The sequence below is a fragment of the Sinorhizobium sp. GQ132 genome (assembly GCF_059758575.1).
In genome coordinates this window covers 743,664-763,093 of the sequence record NZ_JCAXDX010000002.1, presented here as the reverse complement: position 1 = coordinate 763,093, position 19,430 = coordinate 743,664, and the positions used below count along the sequence as shown (strand labels likewise).

18 protein-coding genes and 1 riboswitch are annotated in these 19,430 nt (G+C 62.3%); of the genes, 8 read left to right on the top strand and 10 right to left on the bottom strand.

Annotated features, from left to right (window positions below; genetic code table 11):
* Positions 1–104: 104 nt before the first annotated feature.
* Complete coding sequence (locus AC6CIG_RS07715) at positions 105–365, bottom strand: hypothetical protein (RefSeq protein WP_003534130.1); 261 nt, start codon at positions 363–365, stop codon at positions 105–107.
* 202 nt (positions 366–567) lie between these two features.
* On the opposite strand from AC6CIG_RS07715, the gene hemF reads away from it, so the two are divergent.
* Positions 568–1,479: an oxygen-dependent coproporphyrinogen oxidase gene (gene hemF, locus AC6CIG_RS07710; RefSeq protein ID WP_026168610.1), complete on the top strand. Its 912-nt coding sequence runs from the start codon at positions 568–570 to the stop codon at positions 1,477–1,479.
* A gap of 84 nt (positions 1,480–1,563) precedes the next feature.
* Positions 1,564–1,842, top strand: a complete 279-nt coding sequence (locus AC6CIG_RS07705; protein WP_018095125.1) for a BON domain-containing protein — start codon at positions 1,564–1,566, stop codon at positions 1,840–1,842.
* A gap of 67 nt (positions 1,843–1,909) precedes the next feature.
* On the opposite strand, the gene AC6CIG_RS07700 is transcribed toward AC6CIG_RS07705, so the two are convergent.
* From AC6CIG_RS07700 to AC6CIG_RS07685, 4 genes are all read right to left on the bottom strand, one after another.
* Positions 1,910–2,524, bottom strand: coding sequence for an ABC-type transport auxiliary lipoprotein family protein (locus tag AC6CIG_RS07700; RefSeq protein ID WP_018095126.1), 615 nt, complete (start codon positions 2,522–2,524; stop codon positions 1,910–1,912).
* An 81-nt stretch (positions 2,525–2,605) separates the two neighbouring features.
* Positions 2,606–3,976 (bottom strand): MlaD family protein, encoded by a 1,371-nt coding sequence (locus tag AC6CIG_RS07695; protein ID WP_164867046.1) that lies wholly within the window; start codon positions 3,974–3,976, stop codon positions 2,606–2,608.
* Between the two features lie 91 nt (positions 3,977–4,067).
* Positions 4,068–4,877 carry an ABC transporter ATP-binding protein gene (locus AC6CIG_RS07690; RefSeq protein WP_018095128.1) on the bottom strand — a complete coding sequence of 270 codons (810 nt, stop codon included), beginning with the start codon at positions 4,875–4,877 and terminating at the stop codon, positions 4,068–4,070.
* An 11-nt stretch (positions 4,878–4,888) separates the two neighbouring features.
* On the bottom strand, positions 4,889–6,028 hold the full coding sequence (locus tag AC6CIG_RS07685) for an ABC transporter permease (protein WP_018095129.1): 1,140 nt from the start codon (positions 6,026–6,028) through the stop codon (positions 4,889–4,891).
* A gap of 185 nt (positions 6,029–6,213) precedes the next feature.
* Here AC6CIG_RS07685 and dgcA point away from each other — a divergent pair, with 185 nt between their 5' ends.
* Positions 6,214–7,197, top strand: coding sequence for an N-acetyl-D-Glu racemase DgcA (gene dgcA, locus AC6CIG_RS07680; protein WP_437407646.1), 984 nt, complete (start codon positions 6,214–6,216; stop codon positions 7,195–7,197).
* Here dgcA and AC6CIG_RS07675 read toward each other — a convergent pair.
* The gene (locus tag AC6CIG_RS07675) at positions 7,149–8,372 is read right to left on the bottom strand and encodes an MFS transporter (RefSeq protein WP_100673106.1); all 1,224 of its coding nucleotides are present in this window, start codon (positions 8,370–8,372) and stop codon (positions 7,149–7,151) included. The genes dgcA and AC6CIG_RS07675 overlap by 49 nt on opposite strands.
* 137 nt (positions 8,373–8,509) lie before the next feature.
* Positions 8,510–9,355 (bottom strand): UDP-2,3-diacylglucosamine diphosphatase, encoded by an 846-nt coding sequence (locus tag AC6CIG_RS07670; protein ID WP_498322585.1) that lies wholly within the window; start codon positions 9,353–9,355, stop codon positions 8,510–8,512.
* Between the two features lie 245 nt (positions 9,356–9,600).
* Between AC6CIG_RS07670 and AC6CIG_RS07665 the strand changes: the two genes are divergently transcribed.
* From AC6CIG_RS07665 to AC6CIG_RS07650, 4 genes are all read left to right on the top strand, one after another.
* A complete protein-coding gene (locus tag AC6CIG_RS07665; RefSeq protein WP_018095133.1) occupies positions 9,601–11,913 on the top strand; it encodes an NADP-dependent malic enzyme in 2,313 nt (770 codons plus the stop codon).
* A gap of 206 nt (positions 11,914–12,119) precedes the next feature.
* Complete coding sequence (locus tag AC6CIG_RS07660) at positions 12,120–12,857, top strand: helix-turn-helix transcriptional regulator (protein ID WP_018095134.1); 738 nt, start codon at positions 12,120–12,122, stop codon at positions 12,855–12,857.
* Between the two features lie 155 nt (positions 12,858–13,012).
* Positions 13,013–13,657 carry an acyl-homoserine-lactone synthase gene (locus AC6CIG_RS07655; protein ID WP_003534106.1) on the top strand — a complete coding sequence of 215 codons (645 nt, stop codon included), beginning with the start codon at positions 13,013–13,015 and terminating at the stop codon, positions 13,655–13,657.
* Positions 13,658–13,825: 168 nt separating this feature from the next.
* On the top strand, positions 13,826–14,953 hold the full coding sequence (locus tag AC6CIG_RS07650; RefSeq protein WP_437407645.1) for a DUF2865 domain-containing protein: 1,128 nt from the start codon (positions 13,826–13,828) through the stop codon (positions 14,951–14,953).
* Positions 14,954–15,252: 299 nt separating this feature from the next.
* On the opposite strand, the gene bluB is transcribed toward AC6CIG_RS07650, so the two are convergent.
* From bluB to AC6CIG_RS07635, 3 genes are all read right to left on the bottom strand, one after another.
* Positions 15,253–15,936 (bottom strand): 5,6-dimethylbenzimidazole synthase, encoded by a 684-nt coding sequence (gene bluB, locus AC6CIG_RS07645; RefSeq protein WP_018095136.1) that lies wholly within the window; start codon positions 15,934–15,936, stop codon positions 15,253–15,255.
* 45 nt (positions 15,937–15,981) lie between these two features.
* A riboswitch (cobalamin riboswitch) is annotated at positions 15,982–16,191 on the bottom strand.
* Positions 16,192–16,231: 40 nt separating this feature from the next.
* Entirely contained in the window at positions 16,232–17,053 is an 822-nt protein-coding gene (locus AC6CIG_RS07640; RefSeq protein ID WP_437407644.1) for an SDR family oxidoreductase, read from the bottom strand.
* Between the two features lie 63 nt (positions 17,054–17,116).
* Positions 17,117–18,310: a phytanoyl-CoA dioxygenase family protein gene (locus tag AC6CIG_RS07635; protein WP_437407643.1), complete on the bottom strand. Its 1,194-nt coding sequence runs from the start codon at positions 18,308–18,310 to the stop codon at positions 17,117–17,119.
* A 97-nt stretch (positions 18,311–18,407) separates the two neighbouring features.
* Here AC6CIG_RS07635 and AC6CIG_RS07630 point away from each other — a divergent pair, with 97 nt between their 5' ends.
* Positions 18,408–19,430 (top strand): LacI family DNA-binding transcriptional regulator, encoded by a 1,023-nt coding sequence (locus tag AC6CIG_RS07630; protein ID WP_018095139.1) that lies wholly within the window; start codon positions 18,408–18,410, stop codon positions 19,428–19,430.

Here is a 19,430-nt window from a genome sequence, read left to right as displayed (position 1 = left end):
GGGAGACACAAAATGGTTTATCGCGCCGCCATGACCTTGGCCACGCTATTATCGATGGCCAAAGATTTTCTTGCCTGTCGTATCAGCGGCGGGATCGGGGGCGATCAGTCTGCGCTCGGGAGACGGCGCATCGTGAACTCGATCTCGCCCCCTTCGAGCTGGCGCCAGCTCTCGACTTCGGTCCAATAGGCAGCCTTTGGCCAGGTATCGAACCACTCCCGCGCCTTGGCCCGCGCGGCGTCGCGCTCGAGCCGAAACGTCTCGCGCACGAAAAGCCCGTCTCTTCGTGTGGGATGCTCCCGGCGATGCCGGGCGATCTGGCGCCGCAAGCCGTCCAGCGGCGGTCCTGGGGGTATCTTCGCCATGGGCCATACCTCTGGCGAAAAGATAGGATGAGCGCCGCATTATTGCCAGTCATTTGTCCCGATCCTCCGCTGAGGCCCTGATTGCGGTAGACTGTCGCTGTCGCCGTGGCACCGTTGCCAAGCCGCTGAAAATATGGACTGTGGCGGCGACATCGAATCGGCGGTTTTCAGCAGGGAAATCCGCGAACGGAAGTGCATCCCCATGGAAAGACCGCAACTGCCACAGGGCCTGCCGGCCGACATCGAAGACAAGAAGGCAGCGGCGAAGGCTTGGTTCGAAAGCCTCCGCGACACGATCTGCGCCGCCTTCGAGGCGATCGAGGACGATTTGACAGGTCCGCTGTCGGATCGTCCGGCAGGCCGTTTCGTCGCCAAGGACTGGCTGCGCGAGGAAGGTGCCGGCGGCGGCGGTCGCATGTCCATGATGGAAGGGCGCGTCTTCGAGAAAGTGGGGGTTCACACCTCCACCGTCTTCGGCGAGTTCTCGCCGGAGTTCCGCGACCAGATTCCCGGCGCGAGCGAAGATCCGCGCTTCTGGGCATCCGGCATTTCGCTGATCGCCCACCCGGTCAACCCCAATGTCCCTGCCGTGCACATGAACACGCGCATGGTCGTGACCACCAGCAATTGGTTCGGCGGCGGCGCGGACCTCACGCCGGTCCTGGACCGCCGGCGCATCATGACCGATCCGGATACCGTCCTTTTTCATCGTGCCATGGAGATCGCCTGCAATCGGCACCCCGTCGCCGATCATGCAAAATTCAAGCAGTGGTGCGACGAGTATTTCTACCTGAAACACCGGAACGAACCGCGCGGCACCGGCGGGATCTTCTACGATTGGCTCCGCTCTGCGGAGGAGCTCGGCGGTTGGGACGCGGATTTCGCCTTCACGCGCGATGTCGGCAAAGCCTTCGCACTCGTCTATCCGAGAATCGTCCGGACGAATTTCCACAAGCCCTGGACCGAACAGGATCGAAACGAACAGCTCGTGCGCCGCGGCCGGTACGTCGAGTTCAACCTGCTTTACGACCGCGGCACGATCTTCGGTCTCAGGACGGGTGGCAACGTGGAGTCGATCCTCTCCTCCCTGCCTCCACTCGTACGCTGGCCGTGAATCGCAGCTTATTCGACCATCGTTGAAGCGGCGAACAAATGCGCCGCGTCGGCGTTTCCCTCTCCAGGAGAGAAGGAGCGACGCATGGTCTTCAAGAAACGGACATTCTTCGGCGATGACCCCGAGAGGCTGCCTGCCGAAGATCCGGCCGAACTCGAGCGTCGGGTCGCTCATTGTCTTGCGGTCGCGCCGGGCCTCGACGCCATAGAGGTCACGGTGACGGGCTCGGGCAGTACGATCCTGCTCGCCGGTACGGTGGCGACCGAAGAGGAGATCGCCCGCGCCCAGGAGGCGGCCCTATCGGTCGAAGGGGTCGCCGAGGTGGTCAATCGCATCGAACTCGCGAAGGCGGGGCGCGGGTGAGCGGCCCCTCAGCTACCCAATGCGGCTGATCTCAGATCAGAAATAATCGTCAGAGAGACGGCTTCCCTCAGATGGAGCTGAGCGTCCAGCCGACGATGTCGGCCGCGACCCTGGCGAAAGCGGCGTCGAGTGCGGTGACGAAGGCGGGATTGCCGGCGCCACGCACGGGCACGACGGCGCGGAAGGCCTGCTGTTTGCGGACGGTGCCGTTCCGGTCGTCCAGTAGCTTGGCGAATATCTCGACGACCGCCGTTGCCGGACCATCGGTGGATATTTCGAAGGCTCTGAGCTCGGTTATCAATTGATAATCGATGGCGAGCCCTTGGCCGGGTTTACCGACGCGAATCCTGCCGGTGTTATCGAAGGTCTGGACGAGCCTGTCCTGCACCATGCGCGGCAGATTGTCTCCCCATTGGGCCCTGGCGAGGTATTGCAGTTCCGACCTCGAAAGACGAACGACGATCTGGTCGCTGCCCAGGGTCTTCAGCGCCGTCGGTTCAGGCACGAGAAGCTGGCGGTTCGTGGCTCCCGGACGCTCCACCGCAGGAACGGACGCCAGACTGAACGTGTCGTTGGCCGCCTGGCGTGAGCCGCACCCCGCCAGCGTCGCCGCCAATGCAAGAACCACCGCAGACCGGGCCGCTCTCGCGCCACGAAAACCTACCAGACCCGGAAAACCCATACGCCAAATATCCCCTAGCAACGCGGCGCCGTTCAGCTTCCCGCCCTCAACGCAACCTGCCCGCGACCCTCGATAAACGAATCACCGACGCGTGCGGCCATCATATTGCTTAACCGTTTCGCCGCCGAACAGAAGCCGCTGCGGATTTTTATCGAACTCGGAAATCGTATTCTGCAGGCTTTGAACCGTGCGACGCGTGTCGCCGACGAGCGCCTCGACGTCCCGCAGTCCCGAATTGGAGAAACGCTTGAGATTTTCGGCTATCGGGCCCAGTTGCGCATTCAGGTTCTCCGCCACCCGCCGGAAGGACTCGAGCGTTTCGCGTGCCTGCGCAGAAAGCGACGGAGCGTCCGCGTCGCCGAGGAAGCCGTCGATCTTCACCAGGATGCTGTCGACCCGGTTCGATGCCGCATTCAGCTTGTTGGACATTTGCGTGAAATCGGTGATCGTCTGATCGATGTCGCCCTGACGGGCGGAAATCTTTTCGGCAAAGTCCGAAACCTGCGCGGCGATCTTGCGGGCGTCCGCACTCGCGGCCGTGATATCGTTGACGACCAGCCCGACCTTCTGCGCGTCGACGGCGGCCACCAGTGTATCGACCCGCTTCAACGTCTGTTGCGCACTCTTGCCGAACTGATCGTAGGTTTCCACCGTGCGCCGGAATCCGGCGATCGCTTCCGATACCCCGCCTGAAGCATCCTTCAGATTGTTGCTCACCTGCTCGGCATTGCTGACGATGTTGTCTATCTTCTTCGGGTCGACCGACTTGATCAGCCTGTCGGCGCTCGCAAGCGTATCATCGAGCTTCTTCGATGCTGCATTGACGGAGCCGGACAGTTGTTCGACGCTTTTCAGGAACTGGTCGATCGCACCGGAATTGTCCGCCAGCGCCTTGGAAAAGCGCTCCGCGTTGCCGATGGTGGCCGTCAGCGGGCCACGCACGTCGGTGACGAAGCTCTGGATATCCGTGATCGCCGAATTCGCGCGGTCGAGGATCTGGTCCGCGGTCGCCAGCAGGCTGGTGACGCTCGACTGATCGGCAAGGATGTGCGCCTGGGTGCCGTTTTCCAGCGCGGTCTTGAGGATATTCTCGTCCCCCTTGCGACCGCCGCTGAGCTCGATATAGGCCGCTCCCGTCAGCCCCTGCACCTCGAGCGTCGCCGTTGTGGATTTCATGACCGGCGCATCGGCCGAGACTTCGGTGATCGCAATCGAATAGCGAGGATCATTGGCATCGATCGCAAGATTGCGCACGCTGCCGACGTTGATGCCGTTGAAGCGCACCGGTGAGCCCACCGACAGACCATTGGCCGACCCGGGAATGTTGACGACGAGTTCGACCATCTGGCCGGTTCGCCCATATTGCGACATCCAATAGACGAAGCCGAAGGCCGCGGCGATGACCAGGACGGTGAAGAAGCCGACAATGGCATAATTCGCTTTAGTTTCCATCGGCATTACCTACCTTTGCGGTCCTTGCCGCCTGTTCATGTCATTCTGCGAGCAGGCTCGCCGTAGCTCCCCCGCCTCCCGCATTCTCGTCTCAATCCTGCTCGCGCACGATCGCCCTTGCGCGCTTGCCCCGGAAATACGACTTCACCCAGGGCTCGTCACAGGCGAGCATATCCTCGATGGTGCCTTCGACGAGAACGCGCTTGTTGCCGAGCACCGCGATCCGGTCACAGACCGAAAACAGGCTGTCCAGGTCGTGCGTCACCATATACACGGTCAATCCAAGCGTGTCCCGCAGCTTGGCGATCAACTCGTCGAACTCCGCGGCACCGATCGGATCGAGTCCGGATGTCGGCTCATCGAGAAAGACGAGATCGGGATCGAGCGCAAGCGCGCGCGCAAGCGCCGCGCGCTTGATCATGCCGCCGGAAAGCTCCGAGGGGTATTTCTCCGCGGCCTCCGGTGCGAGGCCGACCAGTTCGATTTTCAGACGGGCGAGTTCGTCCATCAGGTCCTGCGGCAGATCCAGATATTCGCGCATCGGCACCTGGATGTTCTCACGCACCGTCAGGGCCGAGAAAAGCGCGCCGTGCTGGAACAGCACGCCGAGGCGCATGTCGAGTGCGATGCGCTCGGCCTCGCCCATTTTGTCGTAGTCGGCGCCAAGAATTTCGATCGTGCCGGAACGCTTGGGCAGAAGCCGAAGGACCGTGCGCATCAGTACGGACTTCCCGGTACCCGAGGCGCCGACGAAGCCGAGGATTTCACCACGCAGCACTTCGAGATTGAGATTGTCGAGAACGACATGGTCCCCGAAGCCGACGGTCAGATCGCGCACGGAGAGAACCGCCTCTCGCTTGTCCCTCGCATCCGCTTGCTTTTCGATAACCGCTTGAACCATGTTCGCCTACCTCAGAAATCGATTGCCGCGTAGAACATGGCGAACAATCCGTCGATCAGAATCACGACGAATATGGATTTGACGACGGAGGAGGTCACACGCCGCCCGAGCGACTCGGCGCTGCCGCCGACCTTCAGTCCCTCGACCGCGGCAACGACGCCGATGATCAGGGCCATGAAGGGGGCTTTGATCATACCGGCCGCGACCGAGGAGAAATCGACAGCTTCCTGCAGCCGCGCCAAAAAGGTCGGGATCGTGATGTCGGAATAGGCCCATGCCACCATGGCGGCGCCGGCAAGGGCGGCGAAGTTCGCAATGATCGTCAGGAGCGGCAAGACAATCGTCAGCGCCACGAGACGTGGAAAGACGAGAACGCCGACGGGACTCAAGCCCATGACCTTGAGCGCGTCGACCTCTTCGCGCATCTTCATGGAGCCGATCTCGGCGGTAATCGCGCTGCCCGACCGACCGGCGATCATGATCGCGGTCAGCAACACGCCGATCTCGCGCAATTGCAGGATGCCGACGAGATCGACGACGAAAATTTCCGCTCCGAAAGAACGGAGCTGGAACGCTCCCTGTTGCGCGATGATGGCGCCGATCAGGAACGACATCAGGGTGATAATGGGCGTCGCCATGACGCCCATGCGGTCGATCTGATGGACGATCGCAGCAGGCGAAACGCCCGCGTGACGCCCGAGCTTCATCTGCGCGCCGCGTACCGCAGACCCCAGGATGTACATGGCCGCTACCGTGTCGGTCCAGATGGAGACCGTCAGCTCACCCACGGGCGTAAACAGCCGCTGAAAAAGCGGCATTCTGGTCCCACTCTCTTCCGGGCTGCGCAGTTGCTTCGGCAGTGCGCGGACCAGTTCGGCATAACGCTCGCCGCCCGTGAACCGAACGTCGTCGGCTGCCCCGTGCATGAAGCGGCGAATGATCCACGCACCGGCCGTGTCCATCGCGGTGATGCCGGAGAAGTCAAACTCGCTCTGCCCATCGGAGGGCTTTTCAAGCCGCTTCAGCTTGGCGGCCATCTCCTCCGCGGTCTCGTGCCGCCAGTCGCCGCTGAACACATAGCGCCGACCGTTTCCGGCGGCGCCCTCATCGACGACGACGTCGGCAGCGGTCTCTGTTTGGGCACGCGTCACGTGATATCGGTCTTTCAGTTCGTTCTCCGCATAGTCTCTTAAACCAGAATCGAATTGATGACAAAATCATGCGGGAATTCAAAGTCGTACAGTGCCCTTGGTGCGACAGAAATGACACAATGGGCCGGAAGCTTCGCGAAAGTCCGCCGCCCGCGGTCCGAAGCTGATGAAATCAAGGGGTCCCTATGCCGATTTCTCTTACAGCAACCGTCGAACATTTTCCGATCGCCGGGGCTTTCACCATTTCGCGCGGCTCGAAAACCACGGCAAGCGTCGTCACCTGCCGCGTTACCGACGGCGAGCTATGGGGTTGGGGCGAGTGCGTTCCCTATGCCCGCTACGGCGAATCGGTCGAGTCGGTGCTGAGCGCCATCGAGACCGTACGACCGCTCATCGAAGAGGGTATGACACGCACGGACCTGCAGAAGGCGATGAAGGCCGGCGCCGCTCGAAACGCGGTCGACTGCGCCCTGTGGGATCTCGAGGCAAAGCGCAGTGGAAGCTCCGCTGCCGCGCTCGTCGGAATAGCCGGGCCGACGCCTTTGACCACCGCCTACACCTTATCGCTCGGCGAACCGGATCAGATGAGGGCCCAGGCCGCGAAACACGCCCATCGCGCGCTTCTCAAGGTGAAAGTCGGAACGGCAGACGACACGGCGCGCATTCGCGCCGTCAGGAGCGGCGCGCCGGCGAGCCGCATCATTCTCGACGCCAATGAGGGATGGACGGCAGCCAACCTTGCCGCCCATTTCACCGCCTGCGCCGAGAACGGCATCAGCCTTATCGAACAGCCGCTGCCGGCCGGCCGCGACGAGATACTCGCCTCCCTGCCCCGCCCCGTACCCGTCTGCGCCGACGAAAGCGTGCATGCCACGGAGGACCTCGAAAGGCTCGTCGGCCGCTACGATGCGGTCAACATCAAGCTCGACAAGACCGGAGGGCTGACCGAGGCCCTGCGCATGCGCGCTGCAGCCGAAGCCCTCGGTCTGAAGATCATGGTCGGCTGCATGGTCGGCAGTTCGCTCGCCATGGCGCCGGCGGTGCTTGTCGCGCAGGGCGCGGATTTCGTGGATCTCGACGGACCGCTGCTGCTTTCGAAAGACCGCACGCCGGGCCTTCGCTACGAGGCCTCGCTCGTCTTTCCGCCGGAAGCCAGCCTCTGGGGCTGAAGATACCAGCCGAGGAAAGTGAAAAGGCAGCCGGAAAGCGCGACCACCGACATGGAGTAGAAGCCGTCGACGCCGAACCAGGCGTAGAAATAGCCCGACAGAAAGGTGAAGATCGCCGTGAAGATGCCGGTGTAGAAAAAGTAAAGCCCCTGCGCCGACGCCTCCTGCTCCTCCGCGACACGCTCGACCAGCTTGTGCTGCATGCCCGTATGCATGATGGCATAGGTGAAGGCGTGGAAGCACTGCAGAACGAAATAGCCCGAGAAGCCGAGATCCATCGGGAAAATCAGCCAGCGCACGACCGCGAGCAGGCAGCCGGAGAAGATCATCGTCCAGACGCTGAACCGGCGGACGATCGCCCTGGCAAGGAAGAACATCAGCACTTCCGCTGCGACGCCGGCACTCCAGAGAATGCCGATCTGCGTGCCGCTGTAGCCGATATGCTGCCAGTAGATGGCAGAGAAGGCGAAGAGCATCGCATGGCTGCTGTTGACCAGCGTCACGCCGACCAAAAGCAGTTGAAGGTCCGCCTGGCGGAGCGATTGCGGCGGCGGCTCGGTGATTGCGGTAATCGGTGATGGCCTGCGCGGACGGCCGACACGCGGCGCGGCCACCGCCAACAGTATGGTGAGCGCGAAGCCTGCCGCCATTGCGGGCAGGACCATCTGCCCGCCGACGACTCCGATCAGCCAGCCACCCAGCATCGTCGCCCCGATAAAGGCGACCGATCCCCAGACACGCATCTGCGCATAGTCGAAGCCCCAGCGCCGCACGCCCGAAAGCGCGATCGCCTCAACGATCGGCACATAGGGCGAATAAACCGCCGATTGCAGCGTGTAGATGACGAGCACCGGCCAGAAGCTCTGCGCGTAGAAAAGAACGATTGCCCCGGCGAAGGACAGGATGCCCGACCAGATCAGGACGATCGCCCGCTCGCCGATGCGGTCTGCGAGAACGCCCGCCAGCGGTGCGGTGATGACCCGGACGAACATCGGAACTGCAAGCACTATGCCGATTTCGAAGTCGCTGAGCGACAGGCTGCTCAGCCAGACCGGAAAGTACGGCATCGCGAAACCGTTGACGATCAGCGGCGCTGAGAAGAGAAGCGCGATGCGGAGTGCGAAATGGCGCGGCGGGGGCCCCGCGACGAATGCGGGAGCAGATGACGGAATCATGGAGGGACCTGATGGCTGTGGGCCACCAGTAACACAACCGCGCGCGTGTTTGCCATCGGCTCGTCGTCACCGCGGACGCTTGTCCACCGGAACGATAGTCAGACCCTTCCGCGACTTTCCCGCGCCCCGCAGATCACTCAGGCGGCCTGCGGTGCGAGCCGCCTGATGGGCATCGCCTCGGCCTCGCCGGCTCGCTGTCCAGCGGCGCTGTCGCCGCGCATCTGGTGCCAGGTGATGAGCTCCATCGTGCCGTCGTGATGCTCGGCGATCGCCGTGCAGCTCTCCACCCAGTCGCCCGTGTTGATGTACCTGATGCCGTCGATGTCTTCGATGACCGCATGATGGATGTGGCCGCAGATCACCCCTTGCGCGTCGTGACGACGGGCTTCCTCGGTTACGACTTTCTGGAACTCGCCGATGAAATTCACCGCGTGTTTGACCTGCAGCTTGGCCCAGGAGGAAAACGACCAGTAAGGCATGTCGAGACGACGACGTATTGCCGCAAGGCCAATATTGATGGCGATTGCCATGTCGTAGGCCCAGTCGCCGAGATAGGCGAGAACGCGTGCGTTGCGCACGACCACGTCGAACTCGTCCCCGTGCAGCACGAGATAGGTCCGCCCGTCCGCGCCCTTGTGGAGATAGCGTTGCGCCACTTCGATACCGCCGAAATGAACGCCCGGAAACTCCCGGAGGAATTCGTCGTGATTACCGGGGATGTAGATGATGCGCGTGCCTTTTCGTGCCTTGCGCAGAAGCTTCTGGACCACGTCGTTGCACGATTGCGGCCAGTACCAGCTGCGTTTGAGACGCCAGCCGTCCACGATATCCCCGACCAGAATGATCGTCTCCGCCTCGTGGTGCCGCAGGAAATCCAGAAGAAAGTCCGTCTTGGCCGCTTTCGAGCCCAGATGAACATCGGAAATGAAAAGCGTCCGCAGTTTCAGAACGGAATTTTGTTGGTATGCCGATGCCGCCGCCATGCCAGCCTCATCCTGGTTTAGCCGTTTCACGACCGTCAAAATCAGACTCGTGTTTCAGGAAGATGACATGGGACACGGAGCAGGCAGCAAGCGCCGCGTAGCCATGGCTGGAAAGAACCGCGTCGAAACTGTACCTGCCGGGCGATTCATGCCAAAAGGCACGACATCGATCAGCACCGGACGTGAACGCGATTTCCTGAACCGCGCTCTCGGGTCCCACGCAAGAATTCAAGGAATGCAAAGGCATGAACACGGGCGATAAAGCGAAATCCCAGGCCGTTCCCGCCAGCGGAGACATCGATCAGCAGGCACTCTTCTTCCATCGCTATCCTCGCCCCGGCAAGCTCGAGATTCAGCCGACCAAGCCACTCGGGAATCAGCGCGACCTGGCGCTCGCCTATTCGCCGGGGGTCGCCGCACCTTGCCTCGCCATCAAGGACAATCCCGAGACCGCCGCCGATTTCACCGCCCGCGCCAATCTCGTCGCCGTGGTATCCAACGGCACAGCCGTTCTCGGTCTTGGCAATATCGGTCCCCTGGCCTCCAAACCCGTGATGGAGGGGAAGGCCGTTCTCTTCAAGAAATTCGCGGGGATCGACGTCTTCGACATCGAGATCGACGCACCGACGGTCGATCGGATGGTCGACGTCATCTCGGCGCTGGAGCCGACCTTCGGCGGCATCAATCTCGAGGACATCAAAGCTCCCGAATGTTTCGAGGTGGAGCGGCGTCTGCGCGAGAAAATGGAAATACCGGTCTTCCACGACGACCAGCACGGGACCGCGATCATCGTCGCTGCCGCCGTCCTGAACGGCCTGGAACTTGCCGGCAAGGACATTGCCGAGGCCAAGATCGTGGCCTCCGGTGCCGGGGCGGCGGCGCTTGCCTGCCTCAACCTCCTCGTCACGCTGGGCGCCAAGCGCGAAAACATCTGGGTCCACGACATCGAAGGTCTCGTCTACAAGGGGCGCGAGGCCCTGATGGACGAGTGGAAAGCCGTCTACGCGCAGGAGAGCGACAATCGTGTGCTCGCCGACAGCATCGGCGGAGCCGACGTGTTTCTGGGGCTCTCGGCCGCCGGCGTTCTCAAGCCTGAACTGTTGGCCCGGATGGCCGAAAAGCCACTGATCATGGCGCTGGCCAATCCTACGCCGGAGATCATGCCCGAAGTGGCCCGCGCCGCGCGCCCCGATGCCATGATCTGCACCGGACGCTCGGATTTTCCGAACCAGGTCAACAATGTCCTCTGTTTCCCGCATATTTTCCGTGGCGCGCTCGATTGCGGCGCACGCACCATCAACGAAGAGATGAAGATGGCGGCCGTGCGCGCGATAGCAGGCCTTGCCCGCGAGGAGCCGTCGGATGTCGCCGCCCGCGCCTATTCCGGCGAAACGCCCGTCTTCGGCCCCGATTACCTGATCCCTTCGCCTTTCGATCAGCGGCTGATCCTGCGGATTGCACCGGCCGTTGCGAAGGCTGCGGCCGAAAGCGGCGTCGCCACGCGTCCGATCCAGGACTTCGACGCCTATCTCGACAAGCTCAACCGTTTCGTCTTCCGCTCCGGCTTCATCATGAAACCGGTCTTTGCTGCAGCGAAGAATGCGACGAAGAACCGCGTCATCTTCGCCGAGGGCGAAGATGAGCGGGTGCTGCGGGCCGCCCAGGTTCTGCTGGAGGAAGGCACAGCCAAGCCGATCCTGATCGGCCGCCCGCAAATCATCGAGACCCGACTGCGGCGCTACGGCCTCAGAATCCGCCCCGATGTCGATTTCGAGGTCGTCAATCCCGAAGGCGACCCGCGCTACCGCGACTATGTCGATGATTATTTCGCCCTCGTCGGGCGGCTCGGCGTCATTCCCGAGGCGGCCCGCACGATCGTGCGCACGAATACGACGGTCATCGGCGCGCTCGCCGTCAAGCGCGGCGAGGCGGACGCGCTGATCTGCGGGGTCGAGGGACGCTACAGCAAGCATTTGCGCGATGTATCGCAGATCATCGGCAAGCGGTCGGGCGTACTCGACTTCTCGGCGCTCAGCCTCCTGATCTCACAACGCGGAGCGACCTTCTTTACCGATACCTATGTGAGCTTCAGCCCGAGCGCGGAGGAGATCGCTCAGACGACGGTGATGGCTGCAAACGAAATCCGCCGCTTCGGCATCACGCCGCGTGCCGCCCTCGTCTCCCATTCGAACTTCGGCTCGCGCGATTCCGAGAGCGCTTTCAAGATGCGCACCGCACTGCAGCTCGTGCGCGAGCTAGCCCCCGATCTGGAGGTGGACGGAGAAATGCATGGCGATTCCGCCATCTCCGAGGTCCTGCGCCAACGCGTGATGCCGGACAGCACGCTGAACGGCGAAGCGAATCTGCTCGTCTTCCCCAATCTCGACGCCGCCAACATCACGCTCGGCGTGGTCAAAACCATGACGGACAGCCTGCATGTCGGCCCGATCCTTCTGGGCTCGGCGCTGCCGGCGCATATCCTGTCGCCGTCCGTCACCTCGCGCGGCGTCGTCAACATGGCAGCGCTGGCCGTCGTCGAATCGAGCCATCCCGTCTGAGGGATGGCGCGCCTCCTCATTGGCGATGGAGGGCCGAAAAGCGCTGTTTCCAGGGAAACGACGCGGCCGCGCTGGCGATATCAGGCTCAAAACTCAACCTGAGATTGTATAGACCGGATTACTGCACCGTTTATGAAATATTGCACTAGACAAAACCGGCCGCCGTAAACCATGTTTATTATAGGGGCAAGTTTCGGTGTTACGGCATGACTAATCAACAAGCTGTCCTCAATTTGCTGGATATCGTGGAATATGGAGGTTGCGCCGACCCCGAGCGCTTCTTCGCCCTGATGCGTCGAACCTTCAACATCTCGCATCTCCTGTATCTGGAGGCGGAGTCTCTTCCGGATGGTCTGAGAATCTGCCGCCTGCATCACACTTTCGGCGCCTACGCCGCTGAAATCTACGCCGCCAGGGAGCTTTACAGGATCGACCCGATCCTCAAGCTTGCGCTAGGCGGTGTCAGGCCTGTGGAATGGGCGACAGCGCGGCGCCGCTTTCCGGAATGCGAGCCCCTCTTCGAGGCGGCCGAGGAGATCGGGCTTTCCACCGAAGGCGTGGCCTTGCCGCTCCCCTCGCCTGCAGGCCGCATGGCGCTCCTCGCAATCGGTGCCAATATGTCGCCGGTCGAGTGGTCCGCCTATCGCCGTTGTCATCTGCGCGATTTCCAGCTGGCTGCCAACCTGTTCCACGCCTCCATGCTCGAACATTCGGCCATGGCCGGGGCGCTCGACGAGCGCGATCTCCGCCTGACCGGGCGGGAAACCGAAGTGCTCACCTGGTCGGCGGCCGGCAAGAGCTACTGGGAGATTGCAACCATTCTCGGGATATCCGAGCGAACCGTGCGTTTCTTCATGACCAATGCCCGCCGCAAACTCAATGTAGTGTCCAACACGCAAGCCGTAGCGCACGCTGTTCGACATGCTCTGATCCCCACCATCTGACGGGTTGCCGGCCCGGGACAGGACCGGCCACTCGCAGTTTCCCCCACAAATCTATTGGGAAAAAACAAGAAAATAAACTGTCACTATAGACAGTTACATATGTCATCCGAGCCTGACAGCATCGCTACATCGCGTAATCACGCATGGAGCGAAAAATGATCAGGATAGTGAACGGAAACGGTCGCAGCCAGCATCCCCAGGCCATCGACGAGATGTTCCGGCTGCGTAAGCGCGTATTCCACGACTTCTTGAAGTGGGACGTCAAGACCGAAGGGGACTGGGAAATCGACCACTACGACAAGGCCAATCCGCTCTATGTCATGTCGTACTCGCCGGACACTGGCAAGATTCGTGGCTCTCTCAGGCTCCTTCCGACGCTTGGTCCGAACATGCTGGACGATACGTTCCCGATCCTGCTCGGGGACAATCCGGAAATCCGCAGTGCGTCGGTGTGGGAATCGAGCCGCTTCTGCATCGATCCCGAAATTTCCCAGGATCGCGCATCGAACCAGGTCACCATCGCCGCGGCCGAACTGATGTGCGGTGTGGGCGAAATGAGCCTTGCGTCGGGCATCAGCCATATCGTCACGGTCACCGACGTTTTCCTGGAGCGAATGTTCCGCCGCATGGGTTGCCCGGGGGAGCGCATAGCCGACCCACACAGGATCGGCTCCGTCCATGCGGTCGCCATTGCCTGGGAGGTGAGCAGGAACCTGCTCGAAACGATGAAGGCTGTGGCCTCCATCGAGGGTACCGTCCTCGATCGCCCGATGTCGCTCGAAACGGCACGCGCCGCCTGACCCGATATTCCGGGCCGTGCAGGTCGCACGGCCCACTGCTTTCCATTCAAGGGCATTGCAAATTAACGCAGATGCCCTCTTCCCGTTGCACCATCTCGACAAGGTCCTATGATGAGGCGGTAAGGCGGACACATCGGCAACGATCCGCTGCAAGGCAGGAAGAAGCACGTGTCCGCGTCCCCGAAGGTGGCATCCAAGATCCGGCGCATCGCGGCGGTTCTCGTACCGCTCGCGTTGGCGACAACCGACCCGGCTGCGGCATCCGGCGTTTGCGAGCGGCTGAGCGCCCGCCTCGCCGGCCTTCCCACGGGTTTCACGACGAATGCCAGCCTGCGCGATTTTACAGGTGCGGTCTCCCGCCAGAACATCGAGCTGCGACGCGCAAAGAACGATCGCCGCCGAATGGAATGCAGCAGCGACAGCGTCGTCATTATCGGCGGCGATGACGAGGCGGCTTGCGCCGAACTCGATGGGACGATCGCGCGGATGGAGGAGAATCTGCGGCAACTCAAGGCGCAGCGCAGGCATCTGATCGGCGGTGGAGACGACGACGTTCGGCGGCGTATCCTCGCTGCAATGGAACTCAACGACTGCTCGGGGGTGCGCGAGGCCTGGGATACCGGAAGCGCCGAAGGCGAGTTTGCGAGCGCCGCCGCCCGGGAAACGGAGGTTCACCGGAACATCCTGAGGGACCTGCCGCCGGACAGCGATGCCTATCCGCTTCTGCTCGACGCCCCCGGGGCAGAGCTTCCGCTCATGGAGCCCGATTTCGTCGGCAGCCTCAGAACCATGTGCGTACGAACATGCGATGGCGCCTTCTTTCCCATCTCCTCGCATGCCACGCCGGCGGACTTCGGTCGCGACGCCGATCTCTGCCGCGCGCGCTGCCCGGGTGCGGAGACGGAGCTCTATTACCATGTGCTCGCAACGGAAGAAGCGGACCGGATGGTTTCGGCAACGACCGGCCGGCCCTACACCGACCTCCCAACGGCCTTTGCCTACCGGGCGCGCGGTGTCGGCTCACCGGGCATCTGTGGCTGCGGAATCCCGGATTCCGCAACGGATGCCAACAGGCAAAAGACAGGCTCTGCCGGAAAGCTCACCGCCGTCAGCCCATCGGTCATTACCATCGGCAGCGAGAGAAAGGCGCCGCCCAAGCCGGTAGAAGAGCGACCCTACGACCCGACCAAAAACAAGGTCCGCATCGTCGGTCCGACTTTCCTTCCGCAGGAAGAGAGCGCGATCGACCTCAAGCATCCGCTTGGGCCGCGATACCAGCCGCTGCAGGACAATTGACAGGCGCCGTTGCGAGCATTCTGCGAGAATCACGCATGTTCTTGATCCAGAGCCCGTTAGGGAGCGACCTTTGCGCGTCTGATAAGACGCGCGGCGCTGTGGGAAACTTTTCGGAGGACTGCAATCTCTCCTCACCTCATCCCTGTACTCGTCACAGGGATGAGAGCAGCGCCGCGTCTGCGGCGCGGGAAGGGTTCTTTCAGCCCAAGGACTTGGTCTGGCTGGATTCCTGTGACAAGCACAGGAATGAGGGTATCGAACAAACCGCGTCGGCCTTAGATCGACCCTAACATCGTGATCTAACGGACACCCCAGCCTTCCTCGAAAACGAGATCTTCGAGCGGCAAGCGCTGCCGCCAGCCCTTCGCGGCGAGTTCCGGCTCCTGGTACAGCTTGTCGACGAAACCCAGGCAAAGCCAGGCAACGATTTCGATATGCTCCGGAATCCCGAGAATCGCCTTGATTTCCCTCTCATGGAAAATGCTGACCCAGCCGACGCCCACCCCTTCGGCGCGCGCGGCAAGCCAGAGGTTCTGGACGGCGCAAACGGTCGAGTACAGATCCATCTGCGGATTATGGGTGCGGCCCAGGACGACCGCTCCGCCGCGCGTCCGGTCGCAGGTCACGCAAATGCTGAGCGGCGCCTTGCGAATGCCTTCGAGCTTCAGCGAGCGATACTTCGCCTGCCTTTCGCCGGAAAACATCTCTGCGGCCTCGTCATTGGCGCGCTGGAATGCCTGCCAGACTTTCTCCCGCGTCTCGTCCTGTCGCACGAGCACGAAGTTCCAGGGTTGCATGAAGCCGACGGACGGCGCCTGGTGCGCCGCAGCGAGCAGTCGCGCGACCAGATCCTCAGGCAGTGGTTCGGGCAGGAATTCGTCGCGCACGTCGCGGCGCGTCTCTATGGCACGATAGACGGCGGCGCGCTCGTCCGGCGAAAAAGCTCCGGCCGCCGCAAGGCAGCCGTTCTGGTCAGGCAGCATCGTTCGATCCCCAACAATGCGGAAACCTCCCGCCGTCCGCGCGGGGCCGGTCTATCTCGCCAGGCCGGTCTTCTGACTTCGGATCATCCGTTCGCGCCGCCTTCCCGAATCACGTGAAGATTCAGTGGCAAAGGTCTGAAAAGATTCAGACCGACTTGGCGCGAACGTCCCCGTCACAGCGCTGGGCACGTGCCGGAACTGCACCGGCTTCCCGATTCTCCCGCCTTCGCGGGCACCTGACGGCGGCATATGGCCATAGCTCCCCTCGAAACGCAAGGCGAGCAAGAGGGGAGCTTCAGAGCGGTGCCTCCGGATGAGGCGAGGCGTCATAGGCACCCCAGATCGACTGATCGAAGCAGATGACGGAACCCGTCATGAGGCCGGATTCTGCCGATGAGAGATAGGCGCAGGCACGCGCGACCTCGGCCGGGTCTACGAGCCTGCCGAAGGGCTGGCTCGCCGCCGCCTTTTCCAGCCAGTTCGCCGGCGCATCGTGATATTCGCGCTGGATCCGGTCTTCGCCTTCCGAGGCCATCCAGCCGATGTTGAGGCCGTTGACCCGTATCCGGTTGCGCAGGACGGCATAGGCGGTGTTCCTGGTCAGCGTCTCCAGCGCCCCCTTCGACGCACAATAGGCTGTGATGAAGGGCTGGCCCGCCTTCGCCGACATGGAGCCGATATTGACGATCGTGCCCTCCGTCTTCTCGCGCCGCATCACCTTTATCACCTCCTGCATCAGGAAGAATGGCGCGCGCGCATTGACCGCGAACATCCGGTCGAAGAGTTCCGGGCTGGTGTCGAGGATCGTGCCCCGGTCGGTAATCGCTGCGGCGTTGACGAGCGCATCGACCCGGCCGAAAGTGCGGTCGCAGGCCGCGACGACCGTTCGGGCGTCCTCCACCCGCTCAAGATCCGCCGGCACGTAGACGACCTTCGAACCGGTCGCCGCGGCGATCTCGGCAGCTTTCGCCTCGCCCTTCGCCGCGTTGCGCCCGCAAATCACGATGCCGGCGGCGCCACGTTCGGCAAAGAGTGCGGCAATCGCGGCACCGAGCCCCTGCGTGCCACCGGTCACGATGGCGATCTTCCCGTCCAGTCGTGCGTGGTCCGTGCTCATCCTGTTCCTCCCTTTGATATGTTGGTGAATATGGCTTCGTGACCGTGCATTGAGCCAGGTGGTTTAGCTTAGCTTTCTCGCCGCCTGATCGGCCAGCGCCTCGGCAAACGCTTCGGCACTCCATTCGCCGGCAAGCGCTTGGTGCATCAGCTGCGCCTGCGTCCTGGGCGCCAGACCGCCAACCGGCGGATCACGATCGAGATTGGTCGGGAATGAATAACCTTCGGCGCACGCGGCAACCGCATGGGCAATTTCGTCCTGCGTGAGCTTGCCGCCGGCCGCAAGGACTTTCAGAGCCGGAAAGAGCACGGCGCACATGTGTTCGCGATCCACCGTTTCCATCGCCCTGCCGAAGGCGGAGGATACCTGCAGAAGATTGGCCACACGCTTGATTCCCGCAGACCGGTTGCTGCCCGCGGCGTGGAAAAGTGCCGGGTTGAAGAATACGATATCGCCCTTCTCCAGCGGCAATTGCACATGGTTCTCTTCGAAATAGGCGCGGAACTCCGGCCGTCTCAAAGCGAGATATCCGGGCAGATACGTCTGGCTATAGGGCAGGAACAGGGTTGGCCCGCTTTCGACCGGCATGTCGCAGTGAGCGACCGCGCCCTGGAGCGTCAGGACCGGCGAGAGCCTGTGCACATGCGCCGGATACTGCTCTATGACGGCCGAGGTCTGGAAGCCCAGATGGTAGTCGCGATGCGGCGATTGAGACGCGCCGCCCGGATTGACGCGATTGACCTGCGCCGTCATCTGGTAGCTCGGACCAAGCCATGCCTCACTGACGAGCGCAATGATGGCGTTGGCGTAGTAGGCGGCGAAATTCTCAGGGTTCTTCAGGCAGTGCTTTTCCAGAGAATTCCAGATCCGGTCGTTGGCGCCGGGCTTGGCGAAATGATCGCCGCCGCCGCTGTTGGTGCGGTGCTGCTCCTCGATAATCTCATCGAAGATGCGGCTCGCTTCGTCGACCACATGCGTATCGGTGAAGGCACGCTTGAAGACCGCGACGCCCGGCCCCGTCGCGAGCACATCGCAGATCTCCGCAAGCACCGACCGCCTGCCGTCCTGCGTGCCGCAATCACCGATAAGACGGGCGCTGTCATAGATCAGGACGTTCTTCTGGCAGTCTGCCGCGTGCGGATAGTCCGCCAGGCCGACACGGTGCTCGACCGCGGCGCGAAATTCCTCGATATCGCAGGCCGCCTCACTGAGCCAGACGCGTTCCAGACGCGCTCTCGCGGGATTGTCCGTCTTCATCAGTTCTCCTCCTCAAGGACGACGATGATCCGACTATACGGCTTGCCCGCTTCTGATATAGAGCAGGAATCCATCAAAAAGCCATCAGGAGGGATAGGTGGCACATCCGTTTCTCGTCAAGGACATCGCCTTCCAGGCGGGACTCAGTACGGCGACCGTCGATCGCGTCCTCAACGGCCGGAGGGGCGTGCGCCAGCAAACGGTAATGCGCGTCAATGCAGCCATTCGTGAACTCGAGAGGCAGCAGGCCGGCCTTGAAGTACAGGGACGCAAATTTGCCGTCGACGTGGTGATGGAGGCACCGGAACGCTTCACCGAAGCGGTGCGCAAGGCATTCGAAAGCGAAGCCGCGACCTTCATGCCTACCGTTTTCCGGTCCCGCTTCCATTTCGCCGAGACCATGCGGCCGCAGGACATCAGCCAGTTGCTCGACCGTATTCGGCTTCGCGGAACCGACGGAGTAGTCCTCAAGGCGCCCGACGTGCCGGAGATTGCCGGCGCCGTAGCGCGGCTCGAAAACGCGGGAGTTGCGGTCGTCACGCTCGTTACCGATCTGCCGCATTCATCGCGGACGGCCTATGCCGGGGCTGACAACCGCGCTGCCGGGGAAACCGCGGCCTACCTGGTCGGCGAGCGCTTCGCGGACCGTCCTGCGACGGTGCTGGTCACCATATCGAGCAGCCGCTTTCGCGGCGAAGAGGAACGCGAGATCGGCTTTCGCCGCGTGCTGCGGGAAAAATATCCGCATATCGGCGTGATCGAGATCAGTGAGGGCCACGGCCGGAACGAGGAGACAGGCGCACTTGCCCTAAAGGCAATCGGCAGCCATCCGGAGATCAATGCTGCTTATTCGATCGGCGGAGGCAATCGCGCCGTGCTAGACGCCTTCAGACAGTTGCAGCGCGACTGCCTTCTTTTCGTCGCTCACGACCTCGACGAGGACAATCTGGAGCTCCTGCGTCAGGGCCTTGTCCAGTTCGTTCTTCACCACGACCTGAAAACGGACGTCCGCATGGCTTTCCACGCGGTCATGGAGCGCCGGGGCGCGCTCCGCGCCTCCGAAAAGCGGCATCTTTCCGCCGTCGAAGTAATCACCCCTTACAACCTGCCGCGTGTCTGA